General features: G+C 59.6%; 17 protein-coding genes. 6 read left to right on the plus strand and 11 right to left on the minus strand.

What is annotated here, in order from left to right; translation table 11 throughout:
- Window positions 1-156: 156 nt before the first annotated feature.
- Window positions 157-810, plus strand: coding sequence for a TetR/AcrR family transcriptional regulator (locus B0G77_RS26425; RefSeq protein WP_133664968.1), 654 nt, complete (start codon window positions 157-159; stop codon window positions 808-810).
- 75 nt (window positions 811-885) lie between these two features.
- Here the strand turns inward: B0G77_RS26425 and B0G77_RS26430 are convergent, their stop codons facing one another.
- From B0G77_RS26430 to B0G77_RS26475, 11 genes are all read right to left on the minus strand, one after another.
- Window positions 886-1,278, minus strand: a complete 393-nt coding sequence (locus B0G77_RS26430) for a DUF6285 domain-containing protein (RefSeq protein WP_133664969.1) — start codon at window positions 1,276-1,278, stop codon at window positions 886-888.
- On the minus strand, window positions 1,278-2,294 hold the full coding sequence (locus B0G77_RS26435; RefSeq protein WP_133664970.1) for a phosphotransferase family protein: 1,017 nt from the start codon (window positions 2,292-2,294) through the stop codon (window positions 1,278-1,280). The genes B0G77_RS26430 and B0G77_RS26435 overlap by 1 nt, the downstream gene beginning before the upstream one ends.
- An 11-nt stretch (window positions 2,295-2,305) precedes the next feature.
- Window positions 2,306-3,085: an SDR family oxidoreductase gene (locus B0G77_RS26440; protein WP_133664971.1), complete on the minus strand. Its 780-nt coding sequence runs from the start codon at window positions 3,083-3,085 to the stop codon at window positions 2,306-2,308.
- Between the two features lie 4 nt (window positions 3,086-3,089).
- Window positions 3,090-4,262 carry an acyl-CoA dehydrogenase family protein gene (locus tag B0G77_RS26445; protein WP_133664972.1) on the minus strand — a complete coding sequence of 391 codons (1,173 nt, stop codon included), beginning with the start codon at window positions 4,260-4,262 and terminating at the stop codon, window positions 3,090-3,092.
- 37 nt (window positions 4,263-4,299) lie between these two features.
- Window positions 4,300-5,151 carry a 3-hydroxybutyryl-CoA dehydrogenase gene (locus B0G77_RS26450; protein ID WP_133664973.1) on the minus strand — a complete coding sequence of 284 codons (852 nt, stop codon included), beginning with the start codon at window positions 5,149-5,151 and terminating at the stop codon, window positions 4,300-4,302.
- Between the two features lie 31 nt (window positions 5,152-5,182).
- Window positions 5,183-6,370: an acetyl-CoA C-acyltransferase family protein gene (locus tag B0G77_RS26455; RefSeq protein WP_133664974.1), complete on the minus strand. Its 1,188-nt coding sequence runs from the start codon at window positions 6,368-6,370 to the stop codon at window positions 5,183-5,185.
- A 91-nt stretch (window positions 6,371-6,461) separates the two neighbouring features.
- Window positions 6,462-7,178, minus strand: coding sequence for a thiolase family protein (locus B0G77_RS44540; protein ID WP_243751213.1), 717 nt, complete (start codon window positions 7,176-7,178; stop codon window positions 6,462-6,464).
- Window positions 7,069-7,680, minus strand: coding sequence for a hypothetical protein (locus B0G77_RS44545; protein WP_347814189.1), 612 nt, complete (start codon window positions 7,678-7,680; stop codon window positions 7,069-7,071). Before B0G77_RS44545 ends, B0G77_RS44540 begins: the two co-directional genes overlap by 110 nt.
- Entirely contained in the window at window positions 7,610-8,080 is a 471-nt protein-coding gene (locus B0G77_RS26465) for an OB-fold domain-containing protein (RefSeq protein ID WP_243751215.1), read from the minus strand. The genes B0G77_RS44545 and B0G77_RS26465 overlap by 71 nt, the downstream gene beginning before the upstream one ends.
- Window positions 8,081-8,437: 357 nt before the next feature.
- Window positions 8,438-8,674 carry a hypothetical protein gene (locus B0G77_RS44550; protein WP_133664975.1) on the minus strand — a complete coding sequence of 79 codons (237 nt, stop codon included), beginning with the start codon at window positions 8,672-8,674 and terminating at the stop codon, window positions 8,438-8,440.
- A 485-nt stretch (window positions 8,675-9,159) separates the two neighbouring features.
- Window positions 9,160-10,386 carry an ISL3 family transposase gene (locus B0G77_RS26475; protein ID WP_133664976.1) on the minus strand — a complete coding sequence of 409 codons (1,227 nt, stop codon included), beginning with the start codon at window positions 10,384-10,386 and terminating at the stop codon, window positions 9,160-9,162.
- Between the two features lie 492 nt (window positions 10,387-10,878).
- On the opposite strand from B0G77_RS26475, the gene B0G77_RS26480 reads away from it, so the two are divergent.
- The 5 genes from B0G77_RS26480 to B0G77_RS26500 all read left to right on the plus strand — a co-directional run bounded on the left by B0G77_RS26480 (window position 10,879) and on the right by B0G77_RS26500 (window position 15,891).
- Complete coding sequence (locus B0G77_RS26480) at window positions 10,879-12,051, plus strand: porin (RefSeq protein WP_133664977.1); 1,173 nt, start codon at window positions 10,879-10,881, stop codon at window positions 12,049-12,051.
- Window positions 12,052-12,388: 337 nt separating this feature from the next.
- Window positions 12,389-13,183 carry an enoyl-CoA hydratase/isomerase family protein gene (locus B0G77_RS26485; RefSeq protein WP_208116496.1) on the plus strand — a complete coding sequence of 265 codons (795 nt, stop codon included), beginning with the start codon at window positions 12,389-12,391 and terminating at the stop codon, window positions 13,181-13,183.
- Between the two features lie 18 nt (window positions 13,184-13,201).
- Entirely contained in the window at window positions 13,202-13,561 is a 360-nt protein-coding gene (locus B0G77_RS26490) for an EthD domain-containing protein (RefSeq protein ID WP_133664979.1), read from the plus strand.
- Window position 13,562: 1 nt separating this feature from the next.
- Complete coding sequence (locus tag B0G77_RS26495; protein ID WP_133664980.1) at window positions 13,563-14,360, plus strand: SDR family oxidoreductase; 798 nt, start codon at window positions 13,563-13,565, stop codon at window positions 14,358-14,360.
- 7 nt (window positions 14,361-14,367) lie between these two features.
- Window positions 14,368-15,891: a class I adenylate-forming enzyme family protein gene (locus tag B0G77_RS26500; RefSeq protein ID WP_243751216.1), complete on the plus strand. Its 1,524-nt coding sequence runs from the start codon at window positions 14,368-14,370 to the stop codon at window positions 15,889-15,891.
- Window positions 15,892-15,894 lie beyond the last annotated feature (3 nt).

Consider the following 15,894-nt stretch of genomic DNA (forward strand, 5'->3'; position numbering starts at 1 on the left):
ACGCGTCCGTCCACACCACACCCTGCAGGTCCTGCGCCTGTACCGTGGCGACACTACGATGGGTAGGCCTGCGTGCTAAAATCGCCCGACCGAAAGCGCGCAATAAACAGAGAATGTCGAACGCGCGCCGTTCAATCACATAGCGCTGCTCCATGGTTGAACCGAGTAGCAACGGGAAAGGTCAATCAATGGCAATCGAAAAAAAAAGCAAAAGCGCGGGTTACCACCGCCGCGCACGATGAAAAGCGGCTGGAAATCATCATGCATTGTGCCGACTTGTTCGACAAAGTCGGTTACCACAAGATGACGATGCAGATGCTGGCTGACGAAGCCGGGCTGGGGAAGCCAACCCTCTATCATTATTTTCCCGGCAAGGCCGACATCCTTTTCGAGATGCATCAGATCCACATGGATGCATTGCTTGGCGACCTGGAAGCCGAAGTCGCCAAGTGTTCCGATCCTGGCGTGCTGCTGACCAGAACCTGCGCCTCGGCCCTTCACCAAATTGCAGAGCACCCCGGATATGTGCGCGCCTTCATGGATCACTATGGCGACCTCGAAGGAGAGCATCGGACGACGATAAAGAAGCGCCGGCAGGAATATTTTGACCGGATTTGCTCGATCATCACGGACGGGATTTCCGCCGGCAAGCTCCGCAAAGTTGATCCAAAGCTTACCGCACTCGTCTTCCTGGGTATCTGTAACTGGGCCTACAAGTGGTATCCGGCTATGGCCGCCGAAACACCCCCGAACCGCATGGCCAAGCAGTTGTGCCAGATTTTTCTGGACGGCATCACTCGTCCGCGATGAGGATGGGTGTCGCGTATCTTCCGGGGGCGCAGAAAGGGAGGCTGTTGGGCTAACCCCCCATCCCGCCGCCGGAAACTACAGCAGATATTTTGGGTTGCTTATGGAAACCCTATTCCTTGTCACCAGCAACAGATGTTTCCCTACCGCGTCGCGCGCTATTCCTGAGTCCGCTCCTCCGCTGCGGATCATCTGGCAAAGGGAACGGTTGCCGTCACCCAGTGCTCCTGTCAAGGAAAGACCTGAAAGGCTTTGCACCTCCTCGGGCATCTGTAGAAGTTCAACCAGACTGCTGAATTCTTCCCGCTCATGCGCGTAGCCGCTTTTCAGCTCCCGCATCGCGATGGCCATCGCGTTCGCGATCATGAGGGCAGCATGGCACTGGTTTGCGGGCAGGATGGGTAACACTTGCTCCCGCAGGAGTTCACGGGCGGTCTCCAACAATTGGTCGCCGGTTGGTTGATCGCGCATTATGCATCCTCGCTCATAGTCAAGATCTCGTACTCGAGTTCCGGGACCATATGACCGGTAAGCGCCAGTATCAGAGACTTCTCGTCACCGGAAACATGGCGTTGCGCCTGCTGAATGGCGATAGTGGCCCACGCTGCGTGGGCCATGACTTCCCAATACCGCACCTGGTCTCGATCAATATGGCGGCCCGAAATATTCTCGTAGCCGCGGTAAAAGTCCTCCCGCTCCCCGATACCCCCGGCTTCGCGACCATTGGCGCCAAAGCGCCAGCATTTGGCGCAAAACCAGCCGATGTCTTCCAAAGAATCGCTCCAACCGGCGAATTCCCAGTCGAGAATGCCGGTCAACCCGTGCTCATCGACCATGTAGTTTCCCGTGCGAAAGTCGCGGTGACAGAGGACGATATCATCGCGTGGCGGCGCGTGACGTTCGAGCCATCGAAGGCCCCATTCGAGGGCCGGGTATGACAATTTCTGGCTATCCAGATAGTTCCGGCAGCGGGACACGCAATGGAGGGCGGGAGCCTCCTCATACCATTCCAGGAAAGTCAATTCGGAGTGTGGCGGGCGGATGGAATGGATGCGCGCAAGCTCCATACCCAATCGTTCGGCCAGTTGCGCCCGATCTCCCCCAAAGCGATGGTCCTTGACCAACATGTGGCCCGCGGCAGTTCCACCAATCCGCCGCATGACGAAAAAGGGGCGACCGATAACGCCCCTGTCCTCGCATAGCCAAAGCGGCTCCGGCACAGTCACGCCGGCCAGGAAGGCAGCCTGGAGCAATGCATATTCTTCAGCCCGGTTATGGCTTACCGCCACGCCACATGACGGGGAGTCGGTTCGCACCACGGCATCCAGGGACCCACTGTGTGAGCCGCCAATGATGTCTGCCCGGATCAGCCAGTTTTCCTGGACGGCGCCGCCGGCGAGGAGTTGCGAGTCGCTGAGTACAACACGTTCGGCGCCGGTTTCCCGGGCAATGAATGCTTCCAGACCGTTTCGCAAAGTGTCGTGCATGGGCTGATATCTCAGAGGGAACCGACAAGATGTCCGCCATCTACCGCAAGGACGGCACCCGTCATGTGAATGCTCGCGTCCGAAGCGAGAAGCAGTAGAGCGCCATCCAGGTGTTCTGGCTGCCCAAAGGCGCGACTCGGGATGCGTCCGCGCAGGCGGTCGCCGGCCTCGCTGGCGAGGAATTCCCGGTTGAGGTCGGTGGCGATGTAGCCGGGCAGTATGGCGTTGGCGCGTATGCGGTAGCGGGCCAGTTCCAACGCCATGCTCTTCGTCGCCTGGATGAGACCGGCCTTGGAAATTGCATAAGGAGCCACTCCCCCCGCAACCCGTTCGCCAAGAATCGAGGCGATGTTGACGATGCTGCCGCCTTTCCCGGCCGCCACCATGCGCCGCGCGCCCTCCTGGGCTACCCGCCAGGTACCCCCCAGATTGGTATCGACAACCATGCCCCAGTCGTCTTCGGTATGCTGAAGCAAAGGTTTGGTCAGGGTAAGCCCGGCACTATTGACGATAACGTCGGGTACCCCGTGATTCTGGGCAATCATGTCGAAGCAGGTCGTCACGCTTGCCGTATCGCGCACGTCGAGAGGGACTGCGAATGCGTTGCAACCCAGCCGCCCGATTTCATTCACCAGATCGTCCAGTTGGCCGGTGCGCCGCGCGGCGACGATCACCGTGGCACCGGCCCGAGCCAGGGAGAAGGTGAAATGCCGGCCAAGACCGCTGGACGCCCCGGTGACCAGCACCGTGCGGCCGTCCAGGCGAAACATGTTGGTAATATTGTCGAGCATGCTTTTAGTAGTCCCGTCGGATGCCTTTGAGAACACGCCTCGCAATACTCCACCGGTGAACTTCCGAGGGACCATCGTAAATGCGGAAGGCGCGCATATCGGCAAAGATCCGGGCGACGGGAGTTTCCCGGCTAACGCCTTGGCCTCCAAGGATCTGGACACAGCGATCAACAATGCGCCAGCAGGCCTCCGCAGCAATCACTTTGGCGACGCTGGACTCATGCAGAGCCAGGCTGCCTTTGTCGAGCACCCATGCTGTGTGCCAGATGGCGAGGCGAGCCGAATGCATGTCCATCTCATTGTCCGCCAGCATGAAACCCACGCCTTCGTGACTCCCCAGCGTCTGGCCAAAGGCCTGGCGACGCCGGGCGTACTCCGTGGCGATTTCATGGGCGCGACGGGCAGCGCCAAGCCAGCGCATGCAGTGTGTCAGACGCGCCGGGGAGAGGCGCACTTGCGCATATTTGAATCCTTCGCCCAGTTCTCCGAGGATGTCAGCGGCAGGAATCCGCAGATCGTCGAACCTCACCACACCGTGGCCGCCCGGGAAACAGGTATCGAGGGTTTCCATGCTGCGCTCGACGACAAAGCCAGGGCGGTCTGTATCGGCGAGGAACATGGTTGCGCGGCCGTCCTCCAGCCTGGCCATGATAATGGCGAAGGCCGCACCGGAGGCCCCCGTAGTGAACCACTTGCGCCCGTTAATGACGTAATGGTCACCATCCTTCAGCGCGGTCGTTTGCAGCATGGAGGGATCAGAGCCTGCCCCTGGCTCGGGCTCCGTCATGCAAAAGCAGGAGCGGGTCTCGCCAGCGGCCAGCGGTCGCAGCCATCGCTCCTTCTGCCCAGGCGTGGCGATGGCCTCGAGCATATGCATATTGCCCTCGTCGGGCGCGAAAATGTTCAGCGCTACCGAGCCTAGCATCGAGTAGCCGGCCTCCTCGAAAATAACGGCCTTTTCACGGTGGTCAAGGCCGAGACCGCCGAACTCCGCGGAGGCATGAGGTGACAGCAGACCGGCATCCCTGGCCTTGGCCACGAGCTCGCGGCGAAACTCCTCGGTGGGGCCGTGCGACGTTTGCCGCGGGTCCATCTCCAGTGGGATGATCTCCTCGGCGATAAAGCGCCGCGTCCGTTGCTGAAGCTCGCCCAATCGTTCTGATATTGCGAAGTCCATGATTCTCGTTTGTCCAGTCTGATTTATCGCCAGCGCTTCAACTGTAGCTATAGAACCCGCGGCCGGATTTCCGTCCGAGGTACCCCGCATCGACCATCTCCCGAAGCATCGGCGCTGGGCGATATTTCGAATCGTTGAAGTTCGTGTAGAACACCTCCATCACGGAAAGCATCGTATCCAGGCCGATAAGATCAGCGAGCGCCAGGGGACCGATCGGCTGATTGCAGCCCAGCTTCATGCCAGTATCGATTTCTTCTGCAGAAGCCAGTCCTTCCTGGAGCGCAAAAATGGCCTCATTGATCATCGGGCAGAGAATCCGGTTGACGGCAAAACCCGGACTGTTCCTTGCAACGATGGCGGTCTTGCCAATCGCCTTGACGAAGGTTTCGACCCGGGTCTGCGTCTCGTCGCTGGTCTGCAGCCCACGAACCAGTTCCACCAGTTCCATGAGAGGGACTGGATTAAAGAAATGCGTTCCGATGAATTTTTCAGGACGCCGGGTCGCTGCTGCCAGCCTCGTAATCGAAATCGATGACGTATTGGTCGCGATGACGGTCGACGGGTCCACGTTGGCATCAATCTCCTTGAGGATGCGCAACTTGATAGCCTCATTCTCGGTCGCAGCCTCAATCACGATATCCGCCGACGACAGGTCGGCATATGACGTGGTGCCTTTGATCCGACCGACAATCGCCCCTTTCTCGTTGCCGGTCAGCTTCCCCTTCTTCATCAACCGGTCCAGGCTGATCGAAACGGCCGCGATGCCCTGCTGCACGGCCTCAGTGGAAATATCCACCATGACGACGCCGAACCCTGCAGCAGCGCAGACCTGCGCGATGCCGTTGCCCATCGTTCCCGCCCCGACGACACCGATCGTTTCCATATTCATGCTGTTTCCTCTGGATCATGGGTCTACCGCATCAGACCCGCTCGAAGATTGCCGCGATACCCTGTCCGCCGCCGATGCACATGGTCACCAGGGCATAGCGCCCGCCTGTTCGATGGAGTTCATGAAGTGCCTTCACGGTGATAATGGCGCCCGTTGCCCCAACAGGGTGCCCCAGCGATATACCCGAACCGTTAGGATTGACCTTGGCCGGATCCAGGCCGAGTTCTTTGGTGACGGCGCACGCCTGGGCGGCAAAGGCTTCGTTGGCTTCGATCACGTCGAGATCATGGACGCTCAACCCCGTTCGCTCGAGAACTTTCCGCGTTGCCGGCACAGGACCGATGCCCATGTAAAGCGGATCGACACCGGCGTGGGCATAACCTACCAGGCGCGCCATCGGCTTCAAGCCAAGGGCCGCGGCCCGCCCGGCCTCGGCAAGCACCACGGCCGCCGCACCGTCGTTGAGGCCGGAAGCATTGCCGGCGGTGACCGTGCCTCCTTCCTTCCTGAACACCGGTCTCATCTGAGCCAGTGCTTCAGCCGTCACTCCGGCGCGCACATGTTCGTCGGTATCGAAGAGCACCGGCCCCTTCCTGGTCTCGATTTCTACCGAAACGATCTGCTCCGCGAAATAGCCCCCGGCGATCGCGTCGGCGGCGCGGCGCTGGCTCGCCAGCGCCAGTTCATCCTGCATTGCGCGAGTGATGCCATAGCGCTGCGCGACGTTCTCTGCCGTGATACCCATATGGACCTGCTGCCAGGGATCATGGAGGATCCCATCCATATAGTCGACAACCTGGGTATCCCCCATTCGCGCGCCCCAACGCATCCCCGGAACCAGGTACGGCCCCCGGCTCATCGACTCCGCTCCGCCCCCGATGGCGACGTCGCAATCACCAAGCCCGATCGCCTGGGCAGCCGAAATGATTGCCTGCAATGCCGATCCACACAAACGATTGACGTTGAAGGCCGGCGTCTCTTCGGGGATATTCGAGTCGATCGATGCCACCCGGCTCAAGTAAGCATCTCGCGGCTCGGTCGGTACCACGTTGCCCATCACCACATGACCGACTTCGGGCGCAGCCACCCCCGAGCGGCGCAAGGCTGCGCTGACCGCGATCGTACCCAGTCTGGTCAACGGAACGTCTTTCAGTGAGCCGCCAAAGGTTCCAATGGGAGTACGGGCTGCGCCCACCACAACTATTTCACGCTGAGACATGACTGTTCGACCCTCAATATTTAATACGCTATCCGAATCGATATAAACCGATCCATCGCAGAAGACTCTCCGAATTTCCTGATTCGACTGATTATCCCAAGCGCTCGAGTATGGTGACGCCGCTCACTCCAGGGGCGCCATACACATGGGTATAACCGAGCCGTGGATTGCCTTGGACCTGCCGCCGACCAGCCTGCTGACGCAACTGCACGCAGACTTCGATCACCTGTCGCAAACCGGAAGCGCCAACTGGCTCACCATTTGCCATACAACCGCCATCGGTATTAATGGGGATGCGACCATCTATTCCGGTCGCTCCCTCACGTAGCAGCATCTCCTGCTCCCCGTGCCCACAGAAGCCGTTTTCAGCCATGTGGATAATCTCGCTGCCGGAATCGGTATCCTGCAACTGGATCACATCGATGTCTCGAGGCCCGACGCCGGCTTCTTCGAAAGCAGCTTTCGACGCGATCACCGTTGGAGATGGCGCCTGCCTGGCCGCCAGCGCCGGACTGAAAACCTCGAACGAGCCATGATGCCGCGTGCGAACCACGGCCGCCTTGACCAGAATAGGGTTGGCCTGATAGCGCTTTGCCACGCTGGCGCTGCACAACACCACCGCCGCACCGCCCTCGGCCGGACTGCAGAACATATACTTCCGCAGGGGCAAATTGACCGGGCTGGAGGCGGCAATTTCGTCACGGTCCAGTTCGCGATGCCGCCAGGCATTCGGATTGAGCGCGCCGTTGCGAAAGGCTCGCTGCGCCACGCTGACGAGGGCATCTTCCGAGATTCCGTGTTCGTACATATAGCGCTGCGTCTTGAGCGCGAAAAAACTGGGTGGTCAGCATCAAGCCTGTTTCGCCGTACCAGTCTTCGAGTCCCCAATCCCGTGGCTGCGGATTGAACGCGCCGCGCGGATGCTTATCGAAGCCGACTGCCACGCCAATCTCAGCCATTCCGGAGCGAATCGCGGCGATCACGCTAGCCAGCGCGCTGCCGCCGGTGGCACAACCATTTGCCACATTAACGAAGGGAAGGCCAGTCAGGCCGAGTTCGTTGCACAAGGCATCGGCGTTGCCTGCATCCTGACTGCCGCCATAGGCAACCTGAACCGCGTCCCAGGAGATGTTGGCATCCTTGAGCGCCTCGCGTACCGCGTAAGCCCCTTGGGCACGGCCGGAGACGCCATCAAAGCGGCCGAATGGATGCAAACCAACGCCAATGATTGCGACATCGTTACCCATTATCAGTACCTTCCATCGTCTGCTGAGTGGGGACAAAAACGAATGTGAAGATGCCCTCGCCATCTGGCGTTTTCCCGTACGGTTCCACGGCAAGCGTCATTGACATGCCGATTTTCAACTTCGCCGAGTCTGCGACGGACAAGCGGCTTTCGATCTTGACTCCGGAAGGCATCTCGACGTAACCCACCCCATACGGTTTGAAATCGGCTTCGGTTTCACCGCTGTTATAGGGGGCCTTAGGCAGAAAACTCTGGATAGTCCACGACCACAAGATCCCCTCGCGACCGATATCGAAACTGTCCATGCTCGTCGAGCGGCAACTGGTACAACCTTCCCCAGCCGCGAAATAGACCTCTCCGCAATTCCTGCAGCGACTGCCAATCAGGCGCGGCGGTCCGTCGCTTGATGTGAGCAGGTGCGAACAGGCCAATCTGGATTGATGTGCAGGCATACGCTCTTCCATCCTGGTATCGTGAATCAGAGTTCGTTAATCGTCTTTGCGCTTATTGGCATCTTGTGCAGCTACCACCAGACAACGTTTTTCGCAGAGTTACCCGGGGGTGTCCGAAGCGCGCCGACGCTGCTCTCAGGCGACCGTCAAGCGTTGAAGCGGCCAGGCAGGCACTCAAAGGGCACAGCGTCCGGATGATGGACCTGGTTGAAAAATCCCGCCGTCACCGCTTCGCCGTACCATGCGTCACCCGCACCACCAATTCTTGCCGGCTTATTCGGGTAGCACGTATGCTGACTCGACACGCACAGCCATCTCTGATCACGTGGCAGCGTCGTTCGCCGTCACCTGCCCCAGGAGATAACTCAACTACCCTGCACTTGCGTAAGCACGCATCGCCAGACGTTCAGTATCAGGCGGGAATACGCGCCACGTACCGTCGCCGTGCCTGAAGAAGAGGATCACAACCGAGCCTTCCGGCCGCAGTGCTTCGACTCGCACATGACGTCTATGATCGGAACTTGTGCAGCTGAAGCGGGTTACTCGAACGGGCGTCGTCGGAGCCGGCGCCAGCCATTTTTCAACCAGAAAACGCAAGGTGTTCATCTGCCTTTTCCTCTTCATGCCCTTCTGTTCAGCCGGCTACTTTCGCATTCGGACTAAGCAGCCTCGACATCAGGGCCGTCAATCATTGCGCCTGATTCGTTAGGAGTTCAATCCGACATCATGTCGACTGAGAACGTCGTATGACTTTGCTTACTACTCAGCGCACCAGTACGGAGGCGATTGGCGGGGTGACTTGCTGGCTACGCCGCGAGCCTTACTTCGTCGACGACTCCCCAGCAATCCTCTCCTCGTCCACCGTACGATCAAGAGTATCGACCGACCGGTCGGGTGTCAACTTTTTTCGAGTGCACACCGCGACTCGAAAACTCGTCAGCGATGCGATGGATTGAGACAGAAATTGTTGTGTCGCAATGTTGACACCCGACCGGTCGGTCGAGTAGATTCTATCAACCGACCAGGCGGACGGGAAGAGTGATGGATTTTATGGATCTTCGCGGAAAGGTGTGATGAAAAATCGCCATTTTTCAGATTCGAGGCAGCATGCAAGTGAGGATCTTCAGGCGCAGATATTCCTCATCTCGCAATCCGTACGCGCGTCGCTGGATAACCCGAACCTTGTTGTTGAGTCCCTCAACGAATCCGAGCGGCACCTTGTTTTCTGGCTTGCAATAGGAAGCAATCCCGTCCCAATGACGCTCGACCATCGCGGCAAACTTCTCGTAGGGCTTCAAACGCTGCCACTTCAAGCTGGATTTCCAGTTCTCGAAGAAGCGACGTGCCCAGCCTTCGCGCTCGTAGTCCCACAACTGCCCGAACGACTCCTTGAGCAGGTACGCGGTATTCAGACGTCGGTTCGCTGCGAGCAGCGTCTTCAACGAGTTCCTGCCTTCCATCGACAGGTTCTCGCGATGACTGAGCAGAACGTACTTCTGGCCTTTGATGTAGCGCCGCTGCTCGCCTTGCAGGCGAGCGTATTCGCTCTTGCGCACTTCATCCAGGGCTTCGTTGAGCTGCTTTATGACGTGGAATTTGTCGTACAGGATGGCCGCATGCGGCACGCGTTCCTGCGCGACGTTGTAAAACGGTCGCCACATGTCCATCACGACAAGCCGGATGCCGCGGGCTTTTTTCTCGCCCAGCCAGTCATAGAACTGATGCATGCTGGCCTCCTTTCGATCTTCGCCACCAAACCAGATTGCACGGCCCCGTATCAGGTCGCTCACAACAATGCGGTACGTCTGTCCCTTGCCAATCGAAATCTCGTCGATGCCGATGACCTTCGGCCCGGGCGTGCCGAACCGCTCCAGTTGCGCCCGCATGTACTGCATCTCGAGGTCCTTGACCGTGTGCCAGTGCAATTGCAGTTCGTCAGCCACGTCCTTGATCGTGCTGTCGCGACAGCGGCGACCGACGTACCACGCGAAGCGCTTCGTGTAGTGAGGGTTGTCCGCCAGAAAGCTCAGTCGTTCGCCTTTCACGCTGCCATCGCATCGACAGCGGACCCGACGAGCTTCGAGTTCCAGGTAAATCCGTACATCGCCGTTCGGCAGATCTCGAACGCGACGCACCCTGCGATCGTGGATCGAGCACCGCCGACCACATCCCTTGCAGGCCGTTTTTTTTGAGCGCCGAAACAGCGTGACGACGCGTGCCATGCGATCACCGAAGACACCGCGCAGCGCTTCGCAAGGACGGAACCCGTCGAACCGGTATGCGTCGGAAAGACGCTTGAGTTTGCGTGAAGTAGCCATCGCGAAATCATGCCCGATTTCGAGAGGCCATCAAGACGCGCAAACCCTTGCCCAGATTGGCTCTCCGACATTTTCATCATGAAAAACCATCACACTTTTCCGCGAAGACCCGATTTTATGTAGTGAGAGCATAAGAGATGAAGAGCATGGGAGGAGAACGGCAGGCGCCGCCAGCGTAGCGGCACAGCCATCGATGGCCGCATGGAGCAAACATAAGGAAGTCCACGCGCGGCGACATCATGCAATGCTTTTTCGTGTTATCGGGGTGAGATTTTCCTTCCTGTCAACTGCAGCCTGACTCTGAGTTGGACACTCGGGTCGCTGCAGTCGGGAAGGCCGTGGAGATCGACGGTAATGCAGTCCGTTCGGGTGGCATGTCACGACCTGCCCGACACCGCATTCGCAACCTCCACAGTCGTCCGGCCGCCGGGAATGCGCTCAGGAGGTTTCCCGGTCCGTCACAAAGGATTCTTAGAGGGGAGACAACCGAGCATGAAGAAGTCGATATTTGCGCTGGTAACGCTGGGAGCGTTCGCCGATGCGGCGCAGGCTCAGTCGAGCATAACCTTGTATGGCGTGGTTGATGCACCGATCGAATTTGTCACAAACGTGGCCAACGGTCCTCCGACGGTCAATCTCACGACCGGCACCCTCACCCGCCAACCTGGCGGCAACCGCTTTTCGCTCGCGCCGAGCGGCGGCCTGTCCAATTCGCGCTGGGGCCTGACTGGAGCCGAAGATCTGGGCGGTGGTCTGCAGGTGATGTTCACCCTTGAAAACGGTTTCGGCCTCCCAACCGGCAGCCTGCAGCAAGGTGGCCGGATGTTTGGTCGTCAGGCGTTCGTCGGCCTGAAGCACAGCACCTACGGCAAGCTGACCTTCGGCCGCCAGTACACTTCCATGCTCGATGTGTTCGCGAACTTTGGCCCGCTCAATTTCTCGACCATGTATGAGCCAGTGGCGGCACAAGTAGGCTTTAACTATCGCCAGGACAATACCGTCAAGTACACGGGCGTATTCGGAGGACTCACCGCCGAGGCGCACTGGAGCTTCGGCACGGGCGTCACCGCCGTTGGCGAGGTGCCACTGGCTGGCGGCGGCGCCGGCCAAACGCCGGGCCATTTCCGGGACAACACCGCCTATGGCGCCGGCGTGACGTATGCTGTCGGCCCGTTCGGCGTAGCCATTGCGTATGATCAATGGAACCCAGCCGTTACCGTCGGCAACCCCGGCGAGGCCAAAAAGGCTGGCGTGGCCGCCAGCTATGCGTTCGGCTCGGCCAAGATCATGGCCGGTTACCGCTGGGGACAGACCAGGGACGCCTTCGGCAACACCCTCGTGCGTGACGACTACTACTGGGCCGGCGGCAACTACCTGGTCACGCCGGCTCTGAAACTGAGCCTGGGGTTCTACTACGACAACATGAAGACGCTGCGCATCAGTTCCACGGCACCATCAACCAACCCGCCCAATCCATGGCAGGTCAGCTTTGCTATGGACTACTACCTTTCAAAACGTACCGATGTTTACCTGACTATGGCCTTCGTAAAGAATTCCGCCCTGGACTTTGACACCCCGGCCAACAGCTTTGGCGACAACTACTTCCTGGCGCAAGGCAAAAACAATCAGTTCGGCACCGCCATCGGCATTCGCCACCGGTTCTGATCCGTGAAGCCAACTCCACCCTGGCTGGTCTTCATCTGCGACCAGGAGTTGACGCTCCGGCCGCCCGCAATCCGGCTGCATCTTGATGCCGTCCTTTAACTGCAGTCCCGGATACAGGAGCCGCTGACAGACGAAGCAGGGAGCCTTGACATTGCCGATCAGAGTGGTACATTTTGTCAATCGACCGTACGGTCGGTCGTGTGCTGGAGATGAGTGGCAATGATGCTGTTACGGTAGTCGCAAAGGGTGCCGGGCATCGCATTTTTCAGGTACTGGTCATGACCAGAACAGAGTCCAGGCCTGTCGTTGTGAATCACTACTAGGAGATGGAATCATCATGGTGGAAAACGAAGTCATTCAGTATGAACGCGCCGACAACGGTATTGCGACGATCTGGCTGAACCGCCCGCATAAGCGAAATTGCGTCAGCCCGCAATTGCTCAAGGAACTGGAGGCGGCGGTTGATCGAGCTTCGGAAGATGAAAAGGCACTTGCCGTGGTCTTCCGTGGTCGCGCCAATACCTTCTGTTCGGGCGCCGACCTGGACCAGCTGGTCAGCCCTGTATTGCATGCGACCTCGAGTTCGCTGCAACTGGCGATCGATTCGGCCCGCACCTACGACAAGATCTTCAATATGAAGAAGCCGACCATCGCCGCAGTCGAAGGCTATGCGGTCGCGGGCGGCTTTGAACTGATGATTTCCTGCGATTTCGCCCTTGCGACATCCGAAGCGCAGATCGGCGATTTCCACATCCGCCGGGCCCTGTTCGGCGGCGCGGGGCCGATCTATCGTTTGCCGCGCATGATCGGCATGCGCCGCTCCAAGGAGCTGATGCTGACCGGCAAGCTGCTGAGCGGCGATCAGTGTGCCGAATGGGGCCTCGTGAACGCTTCGGCAACGGCCGCCAAGTTCGATCAACTGATCCAGGATTTCTGCGCGCCGCTGATCGACAAGAGCCCGTTCTGCATGTGGATGACCAAGATGGCGGTCAACCGCGGCCTGGATGCCGACACCAACAGCCTGATCACCCTCGAAACGATGACCTGTAATGTCGTGCATCATTCCGAGGATGCCAAGGAAGGCGTCCGCGCCTTCCTCGACAAGCGCAAGCCTGTCTGGACGGGTCGATAAGAATCGGAGGAAACACAAATGCCTGCAAGCTTGGTGATTCTGGCCTCCCGGCCGCCGGAGTGGACCCAGGAGCAATTTACAGCCTGGTGGCGTGGTGAACATGCCGCGTATGCCAGAAAACTACCGTGTTTGCAGGCGTATCGCCACGGGGTGGTCGCTTTTGACTACGACCACCCGGCGCAACCGGCGTGGGACGGCCATGCGGTCCTTACCTTCCCTACGCGCGCAGCGCTGGATGCTGCGCTGCGTTCCCCCGAATGGGACGCAGCCGTGAGCCACGTCGGCAAGATGAAAGGGAAGCGTATCGCCATGATCACCGACGAAATCGATCTGCTGCCGGGCACTCCGGCAAGTGAAGCACGTGGGGAGGAAACCTGACATGTCCTCCGCATTGACCCCGGGGTTTGCCACGGACATGTTCCGGCTCGACGGCAAGGTTGCCCTGATGACGGGCGGCCGTGGTGCACTCGCCGAAGCAATGGGAGCAACATTGGCCGATCTCGGATGCGATGTCGCCTTCGCTTCGCGCAACGAGCAGGAATGTGCTGAAATCGCAGCGGACATCTCGACCCGTTTTGGCAGGCGAGCCATAGGGCTGCGTTGCGATATCTCCCGCGAAGAGGAAGTCGAAGCGGTAGTTGGCCAGACCATCGAGCGACTGGGCGCGATCGATATCCTGATCAATAACGCCGGAGCCTCGTGGTGGGGTCTGCCCGAGGACATTCCGCTTTCGGGCTGGCGCAAGGTGATGGATGTCAACGTGACCGGGACGTTCCTCGCCTGCCGGCATGTTGCCCGGCATATGATTTCCAGAGGCGGTGGCGCGATGATCAATATCGCCTCCGTGGGTGCATTTCTCTCGTACACACCCGACGCCGGCCAGGTCGTACCCTACACCACCAGCAAAGCGGCCGTTGTTCACCTGACCCGTGATCTTGCAGCTCAATGGGCCGCGCACGGAATTCGGGTTAACGCAATTGCGCCGGGGTCGGTCGAGACTGGCATGACGGAAACGCTGACCGAGGCGATTCAGACGAAGCTTCTCGATGGCATTCTCATGCATCGGTTTGGCAAGCCGGCCGAGGTGGCCGGTACGCTGGCCCTGCTGGCTTCGGCCGCAGGCAGCTTCATCACGGGACAAACCTTCATTGTTGACGGGGGGCAATCAATTGCCTAACAAAGAGGTGACCACCTACGCGGCGGACGGCCTGACCTGGACCGACGCCTCACTGTGGCAACAGTTCGATGCCGGTTACGAGGCCTCGCCCGACACGCTCGCCCTGGTTGAAGCCGACGGGCGTTGCTGGAGCCGTGCGGAACTCCACCATACGGCGACAGCAATCACGCAAGCGCTGCAAAAGAGCGGAATTCGCGCCCATGACCGCATCATGCTGGAGGGCAACAAGACCGCGCCGACGATAGCCGCCGCCCTCGCCATATCATGCGTCGGCGCAGTCGTCTGCCCTTATACGCCCGACCTTGGCAAAGCGGAACGACAGGTCCTGGAGGAGCGTCTTGGTCACATCGCGCTCATCAGCGTATCGGAAGCCGAAGCGCAGCCGATTCCCGGTGCACATGGCCTGCGCCTGTCGTTGCGCCGACGGCACGAGCCACGGCCGTTGGACGAGGCCGATACCGCCGCCGCACTGATCGGCTTTACTTCAGGAACCACCGGCGTGCCGAAGGGCGTGATGCACTCCAGCGCGGCGATGAACTACACCGTCCGGGCCTGCGAGCGCGTCGCCAGCCTCGAAGCGAACGATTCGATCATCGGCGTGGTGCCGCTGGGCAGCGCCCCGGGTTTTACGTTTACCGTGCATTTCAGCCAGGCCCTGGGGCACCCGCTCGTCATCGTCGATCCGTGGGACGCCCTGCGCGCCCTGCAAATGATGGAACAGTATTCGTGCCGATGGGGGATCTGCGTTCCGACTCACCTCGTTGCCATGGTCGAATGCGCCAAGAGCGGCCAGTGGACATCACGCAGCCCCCTCAGGGCGCTCGCTGTTGGCGGCAGCTCGATGACGCCGGATCTGCTCGCGGACGCGGAGCAGCTGCTCGGCATCCGCGCGTTGCGCATGTTCGGCATGTCAGAGTGCATGGGGCACGCAAGCACCCTCCCGAGCGACTCTCTCGAACGACGCCAGCATTCGGACGGCACACCGTTTCCCGGCACCCGGGACGAGGCTTTCGACCCCGACCTGAAAATGTTGCCACGTGGCGCTCGCGGTCAGGCGGGCGTCAAGGGTCCCTCGCTGTTTCTGAAATATTGCGAGGGTCTGGGAGGCCAGGAATATCGTCTGACGGAAGAGGGTTACTTTCTGACCGGCGATGAAATCATCTGTGGCTCCGATAACTATCTCAAGGTTGTCGGCAGGCTGAAGGATCAGATCATTCGCGGCGGTTACAACATCGATCCGGCTGAAGTCGAGGCTGCTCTACAGCGCCATCCGGCGATCGAGACCGCCATCGTGGTTTCGGTCCCTCATGCACGGCTGGGTGAACAGGCATGCGCCATCTGCCGGATCCGCAAGGGCTATCCGCCTCTGCAACTGTCCGGCCTTACCGATCATCTTGCCGTGATCGGGCTTTCGAAAAAGAAATGGCCGGAGCACCTTGTCATCGTCGAAGAGATGATCTACACGGCAACAGGCAAATTGAACAAGAAACTGATGCAAAAGGCCGCGATCTCCAGTCTCGGCCTGGGATGAGTT

The organism is Paraburkholderia sp. BL10I2N1, assembly GCF_004361815.1.
In the GTDB taxonomy this organism is placed as follows: Bacteria; Pseudomonadota; Gammaproteobacteria; order Burkholderiales; family Burkholderiaceae; genus Paraburkholderia.